The sequence below is a fragment of the Butyricimonas paravirosa genome (assembly GCF_032878955.1).
Taxonomy (GTDB): domain Bacteria; phylum Bacteroidota; class Bacteroidia; order Bacteroidales; family Marinifilaceae; genus Butyricimonas; species Butyricimonas paravirosa.
Genome location: NZ_CP043839.1, coordinates 4,883,749 through 4,903,630, shown reverse-complemented (window position 1 = coordinate 4,903,630; position 19,882 = coordinate 4,883,749). Strand labels below are relative to the sequence as shown.

Here is a 19,882-nt window from a genome sequence, read left to right as displayed (position 1 = left end):
ACGAGGAGAATCTTGCCGGATTCCCCTCTTTTTTATTTGAAAACGATCACCGTCCTTTCTTCTATATCAAATTTCACCTCATTTGTTTTTTCCAAAATATTCAGCACTTCTCTCAACTCTGTATATCGCGGCACGACCCCTTTAAAGATAATGTTTTTCAACTCATCATCCCGGTACACAACCTCCATATCATACCACCTTGCAAATTTCTGCATGATCTGCTCCAAAGTTTGCTCCTCAAGAATAAACATTCCCTTTTTCCAAGCAATCACTTTCTCTACATCCACTTCCCGTTTGTCAAGATGCCCGTCCCGACAATCCAACATACTCTGTTCCCCAGGTGCAAGTACCATATTTTCCCCGCTATCAGTTGCCACCTTTACTTTTCCGGTCACCAAGGTCGTGTAAATCGCCGCCTCATCCATATACCCGGACACGTTAAATTCGGTTCCCAACACCTCTACCGTCTGTTGCAATATCTCCACCCGAAACGGCATATCCGCATCTTTAGTCACTGAAAAATAGGCCTCACCCTCCAAGAACACCCGTCGTTCTTTTCCCACGAACTCCACCGGATAACGCAACTTACTCCCTGCATTCAACCACACGGTAGTCCCGTCCGCCAAGATCAAATCGAACTCTCCTCCCCTCGGTACTTCCACCTCATTATACACTAATTTCTTTCTTTTCTCCCCCTCAACCTTTCCTTGTCCCGCGTACGATAATCGCCGCTCATCAATCTTCACGGCATCCATACCTCCCACTTTCACTCCTTCTGCCAAAGTCTCCAAATCGACCACCCGTCCATCTTCCAATCTCAAAACAGCACGTACCCCCCCGGCTTTAATGGGTTGTTCCGTCTTTGCCAAAGGCATGGACTCCTGTCTATCATCTACCGGGAACAAATAAAAACACCCCACGAACACGGCCACAACAGCTGCAGCAGCCACTCCCCATTGCCATCTTCTCTGTCTCAACCGTCGTTCTTCCTCACGAATACGCAGGTGCATTCCTTCCAATGGACGTATCACCTCCACTCCCTCCAACTGTTTCACCTCACCCATCACTCGCTGCCCATCCTTCAACTCACGATACAACCGCTCGTTATCCGGATTCCTTCCCCGCCACCATTCCAGATAGCGTTGCTCTTCATCCGAAATCGTCCCCGTCACCTCCTTGAAGATCAACCGTGAAATTTTAAAGACCTGTTCTTCTAATTTTTCCATTATATCACACTTTATATCCTGTTTCTTAATTGAATCATCCATAGAACGCAATCACTTAAAAAAAGGGTAAAAAATTCACATTTATTTTTAGAAAAAATTATCTATCGAACAAAAATATATCGTAAGTAATACATATTCAGAAAGATAACGGCACGAAAATTTCAACTGACAAAATAGAAATCAGTTTTTCAAAACAAAAAAGAATAAAAATAACTCTCTCGGCAACTTTTCCCGTAAAATATCCAACGCTTTGGCCTTCGTCTTCTTCACCGTACTCTCCGACACGTTCAATTGTTCAGCAATATCCGTAATTTTCAACCCTTCAATAAAACTCAATTCAAAAATTTGTCGCTCCCTTTCCGGTAAACTCCGGATAGCATAATATAGTAATAATTGAGTCTCCTGGTCAATCACGCTATTCTGAAAAAACACGTCCTCTTCCAGTTGTGACAAATAACGCTCACTCGCTTTCGCCTTCCGGTGAAGGCTAACAATTTCATTCTTGATAGAAATATAAAGGAAAGATTTCAATGACTCCACCGACTCAAATTGCAGCCGTCTTTTCCAAGCGTTGAACACCGCATTCTGCACGCAATCCTCGGCCAGAAAACTATTTTGTTCTCCCGCATACCGCACGGCATACAACAATAGTGCTGGATACAGACGCCTGTACAACATCTCCAAACGCCCTTGCTTGAACTCGTTCAACATCTGAACATCAATATCTTCTGACACTTTCATATATGCAGCCGGATATAATAGCCAATAAACAAAATTCAAACAAAGATAATCTTTTTTTTATTTTATCCTGCATCTTCCCGTTTTCTTCCAAATTCCACAGACACGGGAATAAAATCAATTTTCGACAACAAAAGAAATGGAGTGAAAAATCTCCCCTTATATTCGAGGAAATTCTTCACTCCATTCAGAATGACAAAATCAATGACTTACATATTATTCTTGATTTTCTTTTCTTTCCGGTCTAGGACCTCTGTCGCGATGGGGACGATCTCCCCGATCTTGTCTCGGTCCGCGATCTTGACGTTCGCCTCTATCTTGGCGTTCACTGCGATTTTGACGATCATTTTGCTCCATACCTTCCGGTTTAGGCAACAACACCTTACGGGAAAGTTTGAATTTTCCGGTTTTCGGATCAATATCGATCAATTTCACACGTACCCGATCTCCCTCTTTCAATACATCCTCCACTTTCTCTACACGTTTATGATCGATCTCGGACACGTGCAACAAACCGTCTTTACCCGGCAAGAACTCCACGAAAGCACCGAAAGCGGTGATTGTCTTTACAACTCCCTCGTAAATCTCTCCGACTTCAGGTTTGCAAGCAATAGCCTTGATGCGGGCAACGGCAATCTCGATAGATTCTGCATTGGTGGCAGCAATATCCACGATACCCTGATTACCCACTTCTTCAATAACGATAACCGCTCCGGATTTCTCCTGAATATCCTGAATAATCTTTCCTCCGGGGCCAATGATCGCTCCGATCTGATCCTTATCCACCGTAAGCGTAACCATACGCGGTGCGTGCGGTTTCAAGTCAGGACGAGGTTCAGGTAAGGTTTCCTTAATAATATTCATGATGTGTAAACGACCTCTCCGGGCTTGATCCAGAGCTTTCTCCAGAATCTCGTAAGGAAGACCGTCTACTTTAATATCCATCTGGGTGGCGGTGATACCGTCTACCGTTCCGGTTACCTTGAAGTCCATATCTCCCAAGTGATCCTCGTCACCCAAGATGTCAGATAACACGGCATATTTCTCGTTATCGGTGATCAATCCCATAGCGATACCCGTTACCGGTTTCTTGATCGGAATACCGGCATCCATCAATGCCAAAGTTCCGGCGCATACCGTTGCCATGGAAGATGAACCGTTAGATTCCAAAATATCAGAAACAACACGTACCGTGTAAGGATAGTTATCCGGCAACATACGTTTCAACGCACGATGAGCCAAATTACCGTGTCCCACTTCACGACGACCTACACCACGACTGGCTTTTGCCTCTCCCGTTGAGAACGGCGGGAAGTTATAGTGCAACAAGAATTTTTCTTTTCCTTGTTCAGTAGCCTCATCTATAATCTTTTCATCCAGCTTGGTTCCTAAAGTTACCGTGGACAATGATTGCGTTTCACCGCGGGTAAAGATAGAAGAACCATGAGGTCCCGGAAGAGGTCCGGCCTCACACCAGATCGGACGAATTTGTTCGGTCGTACGTCCATCCAGACGTAACCCCTCATCCAAAATCATTCTCCGGACAGCCTCTTTCTCCACGTCATGATAATAACGGGCAACCATATTCTTCTTCGCGTCTCTCTCTTCTTCCGGAAGTGATTCCAAGTATCCTTCTTTCACTTCGGTAAATAACTTTTCGCGTAAATGCTTGTCGGCATTACATTGACGGGCAACAGCATACGCTTTATCGTAGCATTTAGCCCAGATGTCTTTACGCAACTCTTCATCATTCACTTCATGACAATAAGCCCGTTTTTCTTTATTCACGGCTTTTGCCAATTCCATTTGAACCAAACAATGATCTTTAATAGCTTCATGAGCAAATTTAATAGCGTCGAGCATTTCTTTCTCGGAAACCTCGTTCATCTCGCCCTCAACCATCATGATATTCTCGTAGGTTGCAGCAACCATAATATCCAAATCGGCAGTTGCCAACTCGCTCTTGGTAGGGTTAATCATAAACTCCCCATTCACACGAGCTACACGTACCTCGGAAATAGGACCGTGGAAAGGAATATCACTCACGGCAATAGCTGCAGAGGCAGCCAATCCGGCCAAACAATCCGGCATAGACTCTTCATCTGCCGAGTACAACGTTACCTGCACGAAAGTTTCTGCATGGTAATCATCCGGGAACAAAGGTCTCAGAGCCCGGTCAATCAGACGGGATACCAAAATCTCGTAATCGGAAGCCCTTCCCTCTCTACGGGTGAAACCACCGGGGAAACGTCCTACCGCTGAAAATTTTTCTTTATAATCTACCGACAAAGGCATGAAGTCCACGTCCGGACCGGCCTCTTGCGCGGAACAAACCGTAGCCAACAACATCGTGTTGCCCATTTTCAGCATGACAGCACCGTCCGCTTGCTTGGCTAACTTTCCGGTTTCCAATGTTATTACCCGACCATCTTTCAGGGTAATGCTTTTTTCAATAATGTTCATAGAAATAATAAAACTGTTAAAATACTAAACATTTTAACGGAATTCTTTTTAGATAAAAGGAGGAGGAGGGGAGGATTAAAAGTAAAACGACCCGGACGACCCGGGTCGTTTTTATGTAATTATTTACGTAAATTCAATGCTTTAACGATAGCACGATATCTATCGATATCTCTCTTCTTCATGTAATCAAGCAACGCTCTACGTTTTCCAACCAATTTAATCAAAGATCTTTGAGTAGCGAAATCTTTGTGGTTTTTCTTTAAATGCTCAGTCAAATGAGCGATACGGTAGGAAAATAAAGCTACTTGTGACTCAACAGAGCCGGTATCTTTATTAGACTTCCCGTACTGTGAAAAAAGTTCTTCTTTCTTTTCTGATGTCAAATACATGATGTACAGTCTTTTATATTTAATAATAATTTTAACGCCGCAAAGATACGTTTTATTCCGACATAAACCAATCTTTTCCAACCCTTTTTGTATTTTTGTATTCCAATTTTCCACAAACAAAAAGAAATACAGATGAAGATATTTATATATGTAATATTACTTTTCATCCCCACGCTATCATTCGCCCAGCGGGCCAAGATCGCGTTCGAAAAGACCACGTTCAACATGGGACTCGTGCAGGAAAACGGGGGAAAAGTAACTCACGAATTTAAATTTACAAACAAAGGGAAAGCACCCCTGTTGATAAAATTTATCGAAACCACGTGTGGTTGCACTACTCCCAAATGGAACAGGAAACCCATTCCTCCCGGAGACAGTAGCGTGGTCACCGTCACGTTCAACCCGAAAGACCGCCCCGGCGTGTTCTCGAAAAAGATTATCGTGTACACGAACGCCACTCCCCCGAACATCGTATTGCGTTTAGAAGGAGAAGTCATCACGAAATCGGTTGACATCCCGACAACCTACCCCATCGTGGTGGGTAACTTACGTTTCACCACGGACACGATCCACTTAAAACAGGCAGAGACGAAACACCAGATCATAAACCTGATCAACACGGGCAAAAAGAACATATCGATCCTGTCGATTTTCAAACCCGACTACCTGGAAGTGGACTGTACCCCCCTCACGTTGGGCAAGGAAATGATGGGTAATCTCATCATCCGGTATCTCCCGAAACACGCGGACAAGATCAAGCCGGATGATTACGTCCTCATCAAAACAGATCAGGGAACGACACACAAGTTTATGATCTCGAACAAGTAATTTTCAATTTTGTACTTTCAATTTTCAATTCAATATGATTTATCCCGAAAATTTTGAATCTAAAATAAAATTCGACAAAATAAGACAACTTATCAGCAATAACTGCTTGAGTGACATGGGCCGGGAACTGGTCAGCGACATCAAGTTCTCCACCAATGCCGGATGGATCGAAACCTCTTTGGCCGAAACCTCCGAATTCATGCGGATCTGTCAAGAGGAAGAGAACTTTCCGGTCTCCTATTACCATGATGCCCGTCCCTTCTTGTTGCGTATAAAAGTAGAGGGTTTGTTTCTGGAAGTAAACGAGCTGGTTGTCTTAAAAAATTCACTGGAGTCGCTGAACGCCATCATGCGTTTCTTCAACACCAAACAAGAAGTTTACCCTCATCTGGTAGCCCGGGCCGGAGACGTACGAGTATTCCCCTATATCCTGCAACGTCTGGACTCGATCGTTTCAAAATTCGGGACAATCAAGGACACCGCCTCACCCGCTTTAGGCAACATACGTCATAGCATTGCTAAAAAGCAATCCGGAATCTCCCGACGTATGCAATCCCTGTTGCAGAAAGCACAGGAGGAAGGATGGGCCGACAAGGACAGCAACATTGCTATCCGGGACGGTAGAATGGTGATTCCCGTGCCTGCCGCCTTCAAGCGGAAATTAAATGGTATCGTGCATGATGAATCCACCACCGGGAAAACCTCTTATATCGAACCCGCGGAAATCATCGAGACGAACAATGAAATCCGGGAACTGCAACTGGAAGAAAAACGGGAAATCACCCGTATTCTCCGGCAATTTGCCGACGACTTGCGTCCTTATATATATGACTTGATCCCGGCATACGATTTCATGGCATTCGTGGATTTCGTGCGAGCAAAAGCACTCTTTGCCATCCGGGTGAATGCCATCGTCCCCCTTTTTGAAGATACCCCTTCCATGCTATGGTACAGGGCAAAGCATCCCCTACTCTACCTAAGCTTGAAAGCAAACGGGAAAGAGGTTGTTCCCCTGGATATTGAAATAAATGAAGATCAGCGAATCATCCTGATTTCCGGTCCTAACGCGGGTGGTAAATCAGTCTGCCTGCAAACAGCCGGTTTATTACAATATATGTTCCAATGCGGCGTACCCGTACCCGTGGAAGAATCCAGTAAATTCGGGATATTCCACAAAATACTCATTGACATGGGAGACGAACAGTCTCTTGAAAATGATTTGAGTACATACAGCTCGCATCTGGTAAACATGAAGAATTTCATCCGTTACGCCTCGCAAGACACGCTTATCCTGATCGACGAGTTCGGTACGGGAACCGAACCCATGCTAGGCGGAGCGATAGCTGAAGCCATTTTAAATGCTTTAAATAACAACCAAACGAGAGGTGTCATCACGACACACTACACCAATTTAAAACATTTTGCCTCTTCAGCTTCCGGAATTGCAAACGGGGCCATGCTTTATGACAGCCATCGGATGTTGCCGCTTTTCCAACTGGAAATCGGAAAACCGGGTTCGTCTTTTGCATTCGAAATCGCCAAGAAAATCGGGTTACCCAAAGAAATTTTGGACGATGCCGCCAGCAAGATCGGTGAAGACCGGGTAAATTTCGACAAGCACTTGAAAGAAATCCTACGGGATAAACGTTACTGGGAAGAAAAACGGAAACGCATCCATGAAAATGAAAAACGCTTGGAAGAAGTGCTGGAGCGTTATAAAAAAGAACTGGACGATGCCTCCAAACTCAGGAAAACAATCATCCAAGAAGCCCAAGAGAAAGCCAAAGAACTCATCTCCGGGGCGAACAAAACGATAGAAAATACCATCCGGCAAATCAAAGAAAGTCAAGCCGAAAAGGAGCAAACCCGACTGGCCCGACAAACATTCGAGGAAGAAAAACGACGGTTACTGTTCAGCGAAGAAGAAGAGGAAGAACGCCTGAAGAGAAAAATCGAGAAATTGAAAAACCGGGAAAAGAAACAAAAGGAAAAAGGGAAACGCTCCCAAACCTCCACGTCGGAAGAGACCGATCAACAGCAACAGGCGCCAACTTTCAGCAAAGGAGATCTCGTGCAACTGGATAATAAAGCCGTGGGTGAAATTATCGAAATTAACGAGAAAAACGCTGTTATCGCTCTCGGCGGTCTCATGACTACCGTGAAAGTGGAACGCCTCTCGAAAATATCGAACAGTGCAGCCAAGAAAATCACGCAAAACAGGACGCCACGCCCCTCTTCCAATTACCTGGAAAACATCAGCCAGAAACGCATGGATTTCAAACCGGAGATCGACGTACGAGGACTACGGGGAGACGAGGCGCTCATGAAAGTATCGGAATTCATTGACAATGCCGTTATGCTAAACATGAAAGACCTACGCATCTTGCATGGAACAGGTACAGGGGCCCTCCGGCAAATCATACGGGATTTTTTAAAGACCAATCCGGTCGTGGGTTCCTGCGGGGATGAACATGTACAAATGGGAGGCTCGGGAATTACCGTGGTGAAACTGGATATATAAACCACACGCGGTTATATTCCGGATAAATCCGCATCCTTGATATTCGCGAAAGCGAGGGCAACCAACAAAACGAGAATTATTCAAGAATACCCTAAATTCGTGTTTCAACACTCACGGATTTAGGGGTGTTCTACAAAAATTCAATGCAAAATAATGTAAAATAATGTTACCAAAACAGGATTATCTTGTTATCATATTGCGAGCCGCTCCCATTCCGCTCCCATTCCTCCCCTATTCCGCTCCTATCAAAATAACAATATATTAAATTACAATAGTAATTATTAACATCCGAATAAGTCTATCATAACAATTTGAAAACAGGATAATAACCCCATCAGATAGAAATTTCATTTGAATGCCCACTTTACTGGGACAAATCACTATTTCCCCGACTACCTATGAGCGTGGAAACAATTGTTTGTATCGAATTCCGGAATTAAGAATAATTGAAGGGCTATATGTTTAATGCTTTTTGGATCATTTTTTGATACTCTTCATCATCCAATTCAATCTCCAGCATAATCTTTCGTTTGGACGATACACTCTCTGCTTTTTGGGAATGACATGCCCCAATAATATTATTTTCTTGTCTCAACTTCTCCGAGAACAGACTAAACAAGTCCACATTCAACACCATGCAAATCTGATACAACAAATCTGTATCAATAGATTGACGCTTGAAAAGATGATATACCAACGTCCTTTCTTTGTTAATCATACGAGCGAACTGGCTGGCACTCAAACCACTTTTCTCGAACTCTTGCCTTATAATCTCTCCTATATCCAATTTCATAGTTCAAAATTACGAGAATTATCATGAGAAAAGTTTTAATAAAGGTAATATATAACTACAAAAATGTTGAATATTATTTGCACATGTAAATTTTATACCATACTTTTGTCAACAAAATACAACGAAGCGTTTGTAAATGTATTAAATAAATTATTGAATTATTAAATGTTTAATTAAAAAACAAGGTGTTATGAGAAAAATAAGTTTATTATTTGTGTTGATAACTGTCGCCTTATTGTCATCCTGCGTGGATGACAAAGAATCTGCTACAGTTGAACAAATCCGTACCGCAAAAACGGAATGGCTGAAGGCACAAGCCGAAATGCTGAAAGCCCAAGGAGAGGCTCAAAAATTACTGGCAGAAATCGAAAAATTGAAAGTAGAGAATGAAGCTAAAAATGAAGCAGCTCGCCTTGAAATTGAACGTTTGATCGCAGAAGCCAATGCAGCCAAAACGGAAGCTGAAGCTGAAAAACTACTTGCAGAAGCTGAAAAGATTCGGAATGAAGCAAAAGCAGCAGAAATAGCAAATGAATATCAACAAAAAATTTATGAACTTGAATACGAAACTCGTAAAGCCGAGGAAGCATACAAGCAACAAGATTTTTTGAACAAATTAAATGCCGCCATTATTGCCGGTAAACTCAACCCGGAACTAGAGCAAATGTATGCAGACTATGTCAAAGCCCTGCGGAAACTTCGTAATAATCAAAACGAAATCGCCAATAACGAAGACAGAGTAAATCGGTACAAGAATCTCATTTCTGATAATTTCGAGGTGCACCTCGCTAGTTTCCAAGAAATAATAAAAGAAAATCAAGAAAAAGTAACCACTGCAAAAGAAGCTATTGCTGAGCTTGAAGCCTCAAAAACGCTGACAGACGCCGCTATTGAAAAAAAAATCAATGAACTTAATACAAAGCTTGAAGAACTTACCAAAGAGCTTGATTCCAAAACGGCAGAAATGATCAATACTGCTGACGAAGCAAAAAAATTATTGAAAGCTATTTGTGATGCAGAACAAGCAGTGGAAACGGCCAAGCAAGAGGCTAGTACCAAAGAAAAGGCTTACGAAAAAGCAAAAGAGGATTACAACAGCAATCCCACGAAAAAATTGGTCTCTCCGTTCGAAATAACAGTTATAACAAGCAAAGGAACTGAAAGAACATTCCCTTTCCCAGGATATCCTGAATTTGAACAAAATATCACAACCAAGATTACTGCCGAGAAAGAGAAACAAGCAACCACTATTGAAATGAAAACGACAGCAAAAGAAGAAGCTGAAAAAGAACTAGCTGAAACAAAAGCAAATTTAGGAAAATTAGAGAAAGCAGCAACAGCTGCAAAAGCTGCTTTGACACCACTTGAAGAAATAATCAACGAACAAAAAACGAAACTTGAAAAAGCGACAAAAGACAAAGCTACTTACGAAAGTAAAGTAAGCGAATTAAATAATAAAAAGACTGCTGCCCAAACAGATTACGATGCGAAAAAAGGCGTGGTGGTAAAATATACCAACGAGCTGAAAGATCCGGATCTTACTCCTGAGAAGAAAGCCGAGCTAGAAGCTTTATTGGGTGTTGCCAAGACAAATGAAGCAAAAGCTTTAGCTGAACTGACTAAAGCAAGCGATGCCGTAACAGCAAACGATGCCGCATTAGCAACAGCTAAAAAAGATATCGCTGATGCCACCAAAGCTCTTGAAGAAAATGAAACAGCATACGAAAAGGCAAAAGAAAATGTCACAATCACACAAAAAGCATACAATGATGCTGTTGCTGCTGTTTCGGAAATCAATCAAGGTGAACTTGTTGTTAAGGTACAAAAAGCAATTGATGAATTAGAAATCGCAACGTTACTAGCCGATGAATTCAACACGATCGTTGACAATGCAGCCAAAACAACCGAAACGTTACTGGCAGAGATGAATCAAGCCAAAGCAGATTGGGATGAAGCGGTAGCCAACATTGAGGCGGCTGAACAGAAAAAAGAAGAAGCAGAAGCGGCTTTAGAGAATTCAGCATACACCACATTAATAAGAGAAGCTAATGAATTAAGCTCCCAAATAGAGCGTATTAATCACCTGTTGGAAATTCTAACTTCTTCAGACATCGAAGGCATCAATGAGCAAATAGAGACCTACAAAAAAGAGATAAAAACAGCAGAAGAAGCCATCGCTAAAGCAGAGCAATCCATCAAAGAATTCAATGCTCTTGCAAGTGACGAAGAAAAGAACGAAGAATTAGAAGCTTGCATCAGAATACAAAATGAAGAATACCAGGCAGAAATTAATGTTCTCAACAACGAGATTTCAAAACTCAAAGAAATCCAACCTGAACTACAAGCACGTGTTGACCGTTTACAAGCAGCTATTGATGCCGCAGAAGCAGCACTTGCCGAATAAGTAAAACCCAATGCCAGTGGGGAAATCCCCACTGACATTCACTAAATTTGTATATATGCTAAAAAGAGTATTGACAATTGCTATCATCATGACAGGATCGGTACTGCTTGCCAACGCACAAACAAAAGATGACTTTACACCAAAGAAAGGGGACAAATCCGTCTCTTTAAATTTAGGTGTAGGCTCGTTTGTCGGTATGGAAGCCCCGGCCCCGGATTTGAGCACCTACAATATCTCCGCCCCACAAACCAGCTGGTTCGATAAACAGTTGTCACTGAATTTCGAATTCAGATGGATGTTTGCGAAAAAATGGGCGCTGAAAGCAATGGGAGGATTTTCATTCAAGCATAATCCCGAGTACCAAGCTTTACCCGGTAACAGCACGGATGGAAAATTCGAAACCGGAGACATTCCAGATTACAATTTCGTAACATCAAAAGATAAAATAAAATATTCTATCGTCCTCGGAGCGGAAAGATTCGTGAAAACCAAATATGACAAACTATTTTTCCGTTATGGAGGTGAATTCGGATTCTCTTACGGGAAACAAGAAGCAAAAGCGGATGACGAATCCTATCTAGGAAAATCTATTGGAGAAGCTTTCGGGTACCGGGTTGCCGGTGTCACCGGATTCGATTATTTCGTTTCCAAAGCATTTTTTATTTCTATCGAAATTCGACCGATTGCCTATGACTACACGGTATATAACATCCGACCACAAGTCGGGTTGAAACTCCTATCATCAGACACTCACGGATTTGATTTTCTATCTAACCCGATGTTGAAAATTGGATTTAGATTCTAAAGTTCACACATAAAAAATAACCCATCATTTGCAAAATTCCGTTTGGGTTATCAAAAGCCATCCCAGGTTATCTTGGGGTGGTTTCTTGTATTACAAACACAAAACAAAGCATTACACCAATAGTCCCTACCAACCGATAATTATGTTGACGTTTATTTGTTATTATCAATTTTAAATTATAATTTTGCAAAGAATATTTAGGTGAAATATTCCACGATTGAAATGGATGTATATAGACAATTCTGAAAGTGATGGAAAACGTTGAATTGTATACTCAAAATATTTAAGATGCAACCAGCTCGGAGAGGCCGGACAACTCTTCGAGATATTGAAAGGGGTACGTCATGTATCCCTTTCTCCTTTTAAATAGTGCATATTTATTTTCACCTTTTGCATAATTATAGTGGTGATTTATAAGGTTTATCAACCTTTATATCGTAATTTTGCCATGTAATCAAAAAAACACATATATGTCTAAGATTGTAGAGGTAAATGTTCAATCCGAAATCGGAAAACTGAATGGAGTAATACTCCATACACCAGGCGAGGAGGTAGAAAACATGACTCCCGAGAACGCTGAGAGGGCGCTCTATAGCGATATTCTAAATTTATCAATCGCACGAAAAGAATACAAGCAACTCAGTGAGGTTTTAGGTAAAATCACGAAAACCTACCAGGTCAAAGACCTCCTGACAAACATTTTAAAAGACGATGCCATCAAACTGGAAGTGTTGAACCGCATCGAAAAGATAGAGCCTTTTATTGCCGAAGTAACTCCCAAAGGATCAATTAAAGATCAATTGTTGGATGAAGATGCAGAAAATTTGGCCCGTTTGCTGATCGAAGGGGTTGAAATGAAACGCGACACGTTGACCAAATTCTTGAATAAAGATTGGTACGACTTGCGCCCGTTACATAATTTCTTCTTCACCCGCGACGCCTCCATGAGTATGTACAACGAAGTACTTATTGGTAGGATGGCTAACGCTGTTCGTGATCGCGAGGCAATCATCATGCAATCTATTTTTGACTTCACGCCCGGATTTAACACCAAAACGTTAAGTTTGAACACGGAATCTGATCCCCTTCGTAAATTAACCATCGAAGGTGGTGACGTACAGATTGCACGGGATGATATATTGGTTATCGGTAACGGTATGCGCACGTCAACCCGCGCTATCGACGCCTTGATGTATAACTTTATCAACCGAAACGAAGACAAGGTACAACATATTCTTGTACAGGAACTACCCCATTCCCCGGAATCCTTCATTCACCTGGATATGGTGTTCACTTTCTTGGATAAGGACAAATGTATGGTTTACGAACCCTTGATCATGAGTCCGGGCAATTACCAGACGGTTCACATCAAGATTCAACACGGGAAACTAATCAGCATCCGCCGGGAAAAGACATTGTTACACGCCTTGAAAAAACTGGGTATGGACTTGGAACCCGTGTATTGCGGTGGAGAAGACGAAACTTGGAACATGGAGAGAGAACAATGGCATAGTGGTGCAAACTTCTTCTGCGTGGCCCCGGGTAAAGTGTTAGGCTACGCACGCAACAATTATACCGTTGAAGCCATGAACAATGCCGGTTTCGAGATTATTCGTGCTAACGACGTGATCAGCAACAAAGTCGATCTGAGCAAATACGAAAAATACATGATTACCATCGAGGGATCAGAACTTCCCCGCGGAGGTGGTGGTGCAAGATGCATGACCATGCCGATCAACCGCGATGCTGTTGAATGGTAAAATAAAAGAGGATGTGTCAAAAGTCATTTTTCAAACTCCCTCCCCCCTTCGGGGTACTCCCTCTATAAACAGAGGGAGAGTTGAAATACTCCCTGTATTCGGGAAGAGTCACCAGCTCCTCCTCTGTTTATAGAGGAGGTGGCACGAAGTGACGGAGGAGTTTTTGAGGATAAAATACCTTTTGACACAGCCTCTTTTATTTCTCTCCTACATATAAACTGGCAATTCCAAAAGTCAGCCGCTGTTGCGAAACATTCGAGTAACCGGCACTCCGCATAATATCCAGAAAATCCTTCCCCTGCGGAAACGCGAACACGGAGGCTGGCAAATATTCATACGCCTTCCGGTTTCCGGAAATCACGCCTCCCACAAAAGGCAGAATATGTTTAAAATAAAAATTATACAACTGTTTCATCGGGAAATGTTCAGGCGTCGAAAATTCTAGAATAACCACCTTTCCCCCGGGTTTCAGCACCCGACACATTTCTGTCAGTCCTAATTCAAGATGTTCAAAATTACGCACGCCAAAAGCAACTGTCACGGCATCAAAAGTATTCGAGTCGAAGGTGAGGTTCTCGCTATCCCCAAACTGAAAATCAAGCTGATCAGATAACCCCTTTGCTTTCGCTTTCTCCCGTGCCACGGCCAGCATATTTTCCGAAATATCGGCCCCGACCACTCGTTTCACTCCATGTTTCAACGCCTCGATCGAAAAATCTCCCGTCCCGCAAGCAATATCCAACACCAAATCCTTTCGCCCCGCACCAACAACTTTCATTGCCTTCTTACGCCAACTCTTATCTATACCCATAGACAACAGATGATTCAACAAATCGTACTTCGGTGCGATCCCGTTAAACATCTCCTGTACCTTCTCTTTTTTAGCCATGACTTTATTCTTTTATTTCGGAGGCGAAAATAACGAATTCTACCACGTTTTAAAAGATTACAAACAAAGAATCGCGAAAACTCTCCCAAAAGAGTTTCCGCGACTCGGAAATATAAACTCAAATCAAAACCTCCAAAAGGATATTATTTACTGGAAGTCCCGCTTTCCAGAATACTGACAATCGAGAACAGGGAGAAACAAATACCACCCAAACCGATCAGTACCCGGGCAGGCACGAAAAATGCATTATCAACCGTCGACTCTTCAAAAAGGAATGCGCCCAGAAAAAGAGCCAACAAGGCAGTCATCACGGGAATCAACGGGATGCGATTCGCCAACTTGAACTCTTGACGCCACACTTTGGCTAATAACAGAATCTTACTGGAAATACTAAAACAGACAAGACCTAAACCGATCAGAATAAAACCGGTTGTATTCACGGGGACAGGTGCTGCCAACAGCTCAACAATTCCCCCCACGATACAGATTGTCCCCATGAAAAACACCAGTCTTGGCCAATACTTCCGATCCTTCTCGCCATAATCATTCCTGATCTGACGAGATATACTTGCAACCAGCCCGATCAAACTCGTACAAATACAAGCCAATCCGGCCATCACGCTCCCAGCAACCAAATGATCACCCCCGGAGCCTGACAATAATACTATCGCCCAAACCCACGCTACCGTGGAAAACAAAACGGTTAAACCGATCAACACTGTTTCCGTGGTAGCCGAGAAACCGTTAGGATTAATTTTATCGCTTGTCCCGTGTGAATTCACCGGAATAAGTGTGAATTTAGTAGATGAAGTTGCTGCCGTTGAAATACAAGCCGCAATCAACGACACACCACAAATCACGTGTCCCGGGACAAATAAATTCTGCGGTTCAGGAGAACTGAACAGATAAATACCCCAAATCATCGTTCCTAAAGCGAATAAATATCCCATACCGGGTAATAAATATTTCGCAACAGGGTTATACGTGTGGATCAATTGCCGAATAATCGTGGCTGCCGTGGCAAACAACGCGATACAAAGTACGCCTAATGAAAATACGACCGGCCCCGCTACCCACCGTGCTTCATCATTCCCGAATCCAAAAATATACCCTCCAAAGAAAAAGCAAATCAACGCCATCAACAAGGGAATAAATCGAAACAATACACTAATTCCGTAATTCATAAGTCATTTATTTAAATTCTTATGAATATACGGCGATTAACATATTCGGTTACCCCGTTTACTTGAAAAAAATATAAAATAAGAAAAGGCCGTTCGCTACTCTTCGTTCAAGACCCTCCACAGCATATCTTTCAATTCCATGATTCCACTCCCCGTCACGGAAGAAATGAACACGTAGGGAATATCCGGTAAATCTTTCTCCATTTCAGACATCAGCTCCTTATCAATAAAATCCGATTTACTGATAGCCAGAAGTCGTTTTTTATCCAACAACTCGGGATTATACTGTTTTAGCTCGTTCAACAAAATTTTATACTCCCCGTGAATATCCTCACTATCTGAGGGAACCATAAACAACAATACCGAATTTCGTTCGATATGCCGCAAGAAACGAAGTCCCAAACCTTTTCCCAGATGCGCCCCCTCAATGATTCCGGGAATATCAGCCATCACAAAAGAACGGTTATCCCTGTAATTCACAATTCCCAAATTCGGAACCAACGTGGTAAACGGATAGTTCGCAATCTCCGGTTTTGCCGCGGAAACAACGGATAACAATGTCGACTTACCCGCGTTCGGGAAACCCACCAATCCGACATCGGCAAGCACTTTTAATTCCAGAATAACATTCCGTTCCACCCGGGGTTCTCCCGGCTGCGCGTAACGAGGCGTCTGATTTGTAGCTGAACGAAAATTCCAGTTACCCAAACCACCACGCCCCCCTTTGACAGCAACACAAAGCTCTTCGTCTTTCGTGATCTCGCAAATCGTTTCCCCGGTATCCGCATCCCGAGCAACAGTTCCCAGTGGAACATCTATAATGACATCTTTCCCGTCAGCTCCCGTGCATAAATTTCCACTCCCGCTCTCCCCGTCCTCTGCATACACGTGGCGCTGAAATTTCAAGTGAATCAAGGTCCAGTAATTCCGGTTTCCCTTTAATATCACGTGTCCTCCGCGTCCACCATTACCACCATCAGGTCCTCCCTTGGCAGAACGTTTATCTCGATGAAGATGCATAGATCCCGGCCCCCCGGCTCCACTACGACAGAATATTTTCACGTAATCGACAAAGTTCGTTGATGCCATTCTTTTTATTTTAGATTTATAATTTTAAATTTTAAATTAAACTCCTCCGTCAGCTTCGCTGCCACCTCCTCTATAAACAGAGGAGGAGCTGGTAACTCTTCCCAAAGTCGAAAAGTAATTCAACTCTCCCTCTGTTTATAGAGGGAAACCAGCGAGTAAGCGAGAGCAATGGGGAAGCTTGCTTCCGAATTGCCGAGCAAGAGCTGGTTCGAGACCGGTTTCCGGGCTCAATACCCCGAAGGGGGGAGGGAGTTTGTTTTTTCATTTTCAATTTTCATTTGTTCCCTCGTCCACCACGTACAAGTCAGGATAATTACGCCCTAACCCGTCATAATCCAACCCATGCCCTACCACGAAATCATTCTCCAACGCAATACACTTGTAATCGATCGTTAGGTCGTACTTCAACGCTTTCGGTTTGTAGAACAAGGCAGCCACCTTTACTTGTTTCGGATGTTTCTCTTCCAACATTTTTTTCATATGCATAATGGACTCTCCCGAATCAATCATATCCTCCAGAATCACTACAGTTCGTCCCGTAATATCTTCCCGTAACCCGATCAGGTCCTGAACCTTTCCCGTCGAGGACAATCCGGCATAAGAAGCAATCTTCACGAAACTGATTTCCGCCCCCTCAATCGTGATATGTTTCAACAAATCAGCCACGAACATAAACGCCCCATTCAACACTCCTAGAAACAAAGGACGTTCTCCTGCCAGTTCCCGATTAATTTGAGTCCCCACCCTCTCTATTTCCCGGTCGATCACGTCAGCCTCAATCATCAGTCGGAAACACCGATCATGCAATTTGATTCTTTTCATCCTGTGCATATTTCTCTTTTGAATGATAGACCTATCGTCTCTCTAATCCATTTTTTTATTTAACTTTGCGCAAAAGTACAACTTTGAATTTAAAATCCGGTAAAAATATGGACCCAAAAGTAAGTATTATCATGGGTAGCACGTCAGACCTGCCCGTAATGGAAAAAGCCGCAAAAGTGTTAAACGACTTTTGCATACCTTTCGAGATCAATGCCCTCTCCGCTCACCGCACTCCGGCTGAAGTGGAGTCTTTTGCCAAAAACGCACAGAAACGGGGTATTGAAGTTATCATCGCCGGAGCCGGAATGGCCGCACACCTACCGGGTGTTATCGCTGCCATGACACCAATTCCCGTGATAGGTGTTCCCATCAACGCCTCTCTCGACGGAATGGACGCTCTTTTAGCCATCGCCCAAATGCCTCCGGGCATCCCGGTTGCCACCACCGCCATCAACGGGGCCATGAATGCCGGTATTCTGGCTGCACAAATTCTGGCTGTTGGCGACAATGCATTGAAAGCTAAAATCGTGGACTTCAAAGAATCTTTGAAAAAGAAAATCGTTGATGCCAACAACGAACTGGCAAAAGTAAAATACGATTACAAAACGAACTGATCTCCCCGGAAAGAATCAATATAACAAGGGGCTGAATTCTAAGTCTCTTGCAACTATTTAATGAAGAAAATCGTGGTAAAATGTATTTTTATTGCGATTTTCTTTCCCCCCACAGCTTCTTTTTCTTTTCAAAAATCTCGTGATTCGCGAGAGACTTTCGAAAAGAAAAATAATCTTTCCCTCGCGCGTGTCACCGCCCTATGCTCTTAATGTAACGAATGGAGTTTTCCTTTTAATAACTGCAAAACACCTTGCAATAATTTTCGCCCTGACGGCATTAATCACTGATGCCTTGTGCTTTCCTTCTCCCGTTTTCCTTTTATAGTATGCTTTAATTTGCGGATCCCATGATATAGCTGTTATGGCAGCCCTGGTCAAGTATACTTTCACTTCCCTGTTGGCTAGATTAGAAGTTTTCGTTTTACCCCGTATAGAGGTTCCTGACGAGTGTTCAAAAGGAGCCACCCCACAATAACAGGCAAATTTTCGCGGATCAGAAAAACGGTGAAAATTACCCGTGACACATAAAAGGACAATGGCATTAATGGGGCCGATGCCTTTTATACTTGTTAGTAACTGGTAATTTGTTAAAAGAGCAATATTCGAGGAAATGATTTTTTCCATTTCCTGTTCGACATAAGAGATTTTCTCTTTTACCAGGCTGAGCTGTTTTTCTAAAAAAGTCATGGCAGTCACAAGATCAGCCAGACCGGAAGTTTCACGGGGCAGTTCCAGTAGTTTGCGGGAAGATACTTTTTGTTTTACCAGGTTATCTCTTATGACCATCCAGTTCCTCAACCTGACCAGATCTTTATCAGGTAATTGATATAACCTGAGTTTACGGTAATGCAAACAGGCATACCGCGCGATTCGCCGCGCGTCGATCCGGTCATTTTTGCCACGTTGCAAGCCGATCGATCTCTTTATTGTCAAGGGACATTCAAGAGCCAGGGGGAAATGGAACTGGTAGCTGGATAAACACAAGTCGATCACGTGACTACCCATGTTTTCAGCACAAAAAAGGGCGGTTTCAACTTCCACCCCATGCTGTTTTACCCGATGTAATAATTCTTCGATGCCTCCAGGGGTATTGGGAAAGGTATGATGACTTAATTCCTTGTCTAAAGAAACCAGGCAGGCATCAAAGGACTTTTTTCCCACATCAAGACCTACAAAATGAGAATAATTCATACTTTTGCATTTACAGTTAAACAAAGAGGAGAAGTAGTTAATACATTTAACAGGCCTTAATGCCTAAAATTCTAACTGGCTAAATTCTCCGAAAGTTAGAGTTGCAGTCTGATTCAGCCTGTAGTCCTGAAAGACTAGTCCAAAAATTAGTGCACTGCAACTCTTC

General features: G+C 42.8%; 16 protein-coding genes. 6 read left to right on the top strand and 10 right to left on the bottom strand.

Annotated features, from left to right (window positions below):
- Positions 1 to 32: 32 nt before the first annotated feature.
- From F1644_RS19715 to rpsO, 4 genes are all read right to left on the bottom strand, one after another.
- Positions 33 to 1,226, bottom strand: coding sequence for a FecR family protein (locus F1644_RS19715; RefSeq protein ID WP_158572086.1), 1,194 nt, complete (start codon positions 1,224 to 1,226; stop codon positions 33 to 35).
- Positions 1,227 to 1,406: 180 nt separating this feature from the next.
- Complete coding sequence (locus F1644_RS19710; protein ID WP_118304272.1) at positions 1,407 to 1,967, bottom strand: RNA polymerase sigma factor; 561 nt, start codon at positions 1,965 to 1,967, stop codon at positions 1,407 to 1,409.
- Positions 1,968 to 2,180: 213 nt separating this feature from the next.
- A complete protein-coding gene (gene pnp, locus F1644_RS19705) occupies positions 2,181 to 4,427 on the bottom strand; it encodes a polyribonucleotide nucleotidyltransferase (RefSeq protein WP_118304273.1) in 2,247 nt (748 codons plus the stop codon).
- A 119-nt stretch (positions 4,428 to 4,546) separates the two neighbouring features.
- Positions 4,547 to 4,816 (bottom strand): 30S ribosomal protein S15, encoded by a 270-nt coding sequence (gene rpsO / locus F1644_RS19700; RefSeq protein ID WP_087422516.1) that lies wholly within the window; start codon positions 4,814 to 4,816, stop codon positions 4,547 to 4,549.
- Between the two features lie 132 nt (positions 4,817 to 4,948).
- Between rpsO and F1644_RS19695 the strand changes: the two genes are divergently transcribed.
- Both F1644_RS19695 and F1644_RS19690 read left to right on the top strand, forming a co-directional pair.
- Positions 4,949 to 5,644, top strand: a complete 696-nt coding sequence (locus tag F1644_RS19695) for a DUF1573 domain-containing protein (RefSeq protein ID WP_118304274.1) — start codon at positions 4,949 to 4,951, stop codon at positions 5,642 to 5,644.
- 34 nt (positions 5,645 to 5,678) lie between these two features.
- Positions 5,679 to 8,165, top strand: coding sequence for an endonuclease MutS2 (locus F1644_RS19690; protein ID WP_118304275.1), 2,487 nt, complete (start codon positions 5,679 to 5,681; stop codon positions 8,163 to 8,165).
- A 454-nt stretch (positions 8,166 to 8,619) separates the two neighbouring features.
- Here the strand turns inward: F1644_RS19690 and F1644_RS19685 are convergent, their stop codons facing one another.
- On the bottom strand, positions 8,620 to 8,958 hold the full coding sequence (locus F1644_RS19685; protein WP_087422464.1) for a helix-turn-helix domain-containing protein: 339 nt from the start codon (positions 8,956 to 8,958) through the stop codon (positions 8,620 to 8,622).
- Positions 8,959 to 9,148: 190 nt separating this feature from the next.
- On the opposite strand from F1644_RS19685, the gene F1644_RS19680 reads away from it, so the two are divergent.
- From F1644_RS19680 to F1644_RS19670, 3 genes are all read left to right on the top strand, one after another.
- Positions 9,149 to 11,362 carry a hypothetical protein gene (locus F1644_RS19680; protein ID WP_118304276.1) on the top strand — a complete coding sequence of 738 codons (2,214 nt, stop codon included), beginning with the start codon at positions 9,149 to 9,151 and terminating at the stop codon, positions 11,360 to 11,362.
- 55 nt (positions 11,363 to 11,417) lie between these two features.
- On the top strand, positions 11,418 to 12,167 hold the full coding sequence (locus F1644_RS19675; protein WP_118304277.1) for a BT1926 family outer membrane beta-barrel protein: 750 nt from the start codon (positions 11,418 to 11,420) through the stop codon (positions 12,165 to 12,167).
- Positions 12,168 to 12,637: 470 nt separating this feature from the next.
- Positions 12,638 to 13,927, top strand: coding sequence for an arginine deiminase (locus F1644_RS19670; protein ID WP_087422467.1), 1,290 nt, complete (start codon positions 12,638 to 12,640; stop codon positions 13,925 to 13,927).
- Positions 13,928 to 14,123: 196 nt separating this feature from the next.
- On the opposite strand, the gene ubiE is transcribed toward F1644_RS19670, so the two are convergent.
- The 4 genes from ubiE to F1644_RS19650 all read right to left on the bottom strand — a co-directional run bounded on the left by ubiE (position 14,124) and on the right by F1644_RS19650 (position 17,911).
- Positions 14,124 to 14,816, bottom strand: a complete 693-nt coding sequence (gene ubiE / locus F1644_RS19665; protein ID WP_118304278.1) for a bifunctional demethylmenaquinone methyltransferase/2-methoxy-6-polyprenyl-1,4-benzoquinol methylase UbiE — start codon at positions 14,814 to 14,816, stop codon at positions 14,124 to 14,126.
- 143 nt (positions 14,817 to 14,959) lie between these two features.
- Positions 14,960 to 16,000: a DUF2776 family protein gene (locus F1644_RS19660; RefSeq protein ID WP_087422469.1), complete on the bottom strand. Its 1,041-nt coding sequence runs from the start codon at positions 15,998 to 16,000 to the stop codon at positions 14,960 to 14,962.
- A 96-nt stretch (positions 16,001 to 16,096) separates the two neighbouring features.
- Positions 16,097 to 17,089 carry a GTPase ObgE gene (obgE, locus tag F1644_RS19655; protein ID WP_087422470.1) on the bottom strand — a complete coding sequence of 331 codons (993 nt, stop codon included), beginning with the start codon at positions 17,087 to 17,089 and terminating at the stop codon, positions 16,097 to 16,099.
- 267 nt (positions 17,090 to 17,356) lie between these two features.
- A complete protein-coding gene (locus F1644_RS19650; protein WP_118304279.1) occupies positions 17,357 to 17,911 on the bottom strand; it encodes a phosphoribosyltransferase in 555 nt (184 codons plus the stop codon).
- 107 nt (positions 17,912 to 18,018) lie between these two features.
- Here F1644_RS19650 and purE point away from each other — a divergent pair, with 107 nt between their 5' ends.
- Complete coding sequence (gene purE / locus F1644_RS19645) at positions 18,019 to 18,525, top strand: 5-(carboxyamino)imidazole ribonucleotide mutase (protein WP_087422472.1); 507 nt, start codon at positions 18,019 to 18,021, stop codon at positions 18,523 to 18,525.
- Positions 18,526 to 18,723: 198 nt separating this feature from the next.
- Here purE and F1644_RS19640 read toward each other — a convergent pair whose 3' ends face one another.
- Positions 18,724 to 19,716, bottom strand: coding sequence for an IS110 family RNA-guided transposase (locus F1644_RS19640; protein ID WP_118594402.1), 993 nt, complete (start codon positions 19,714 to 19,716; stop codon positions 18,724 to 18,726).
- Positions 19,717 to 19,882 lie beyond the last annotated feature (166 nt).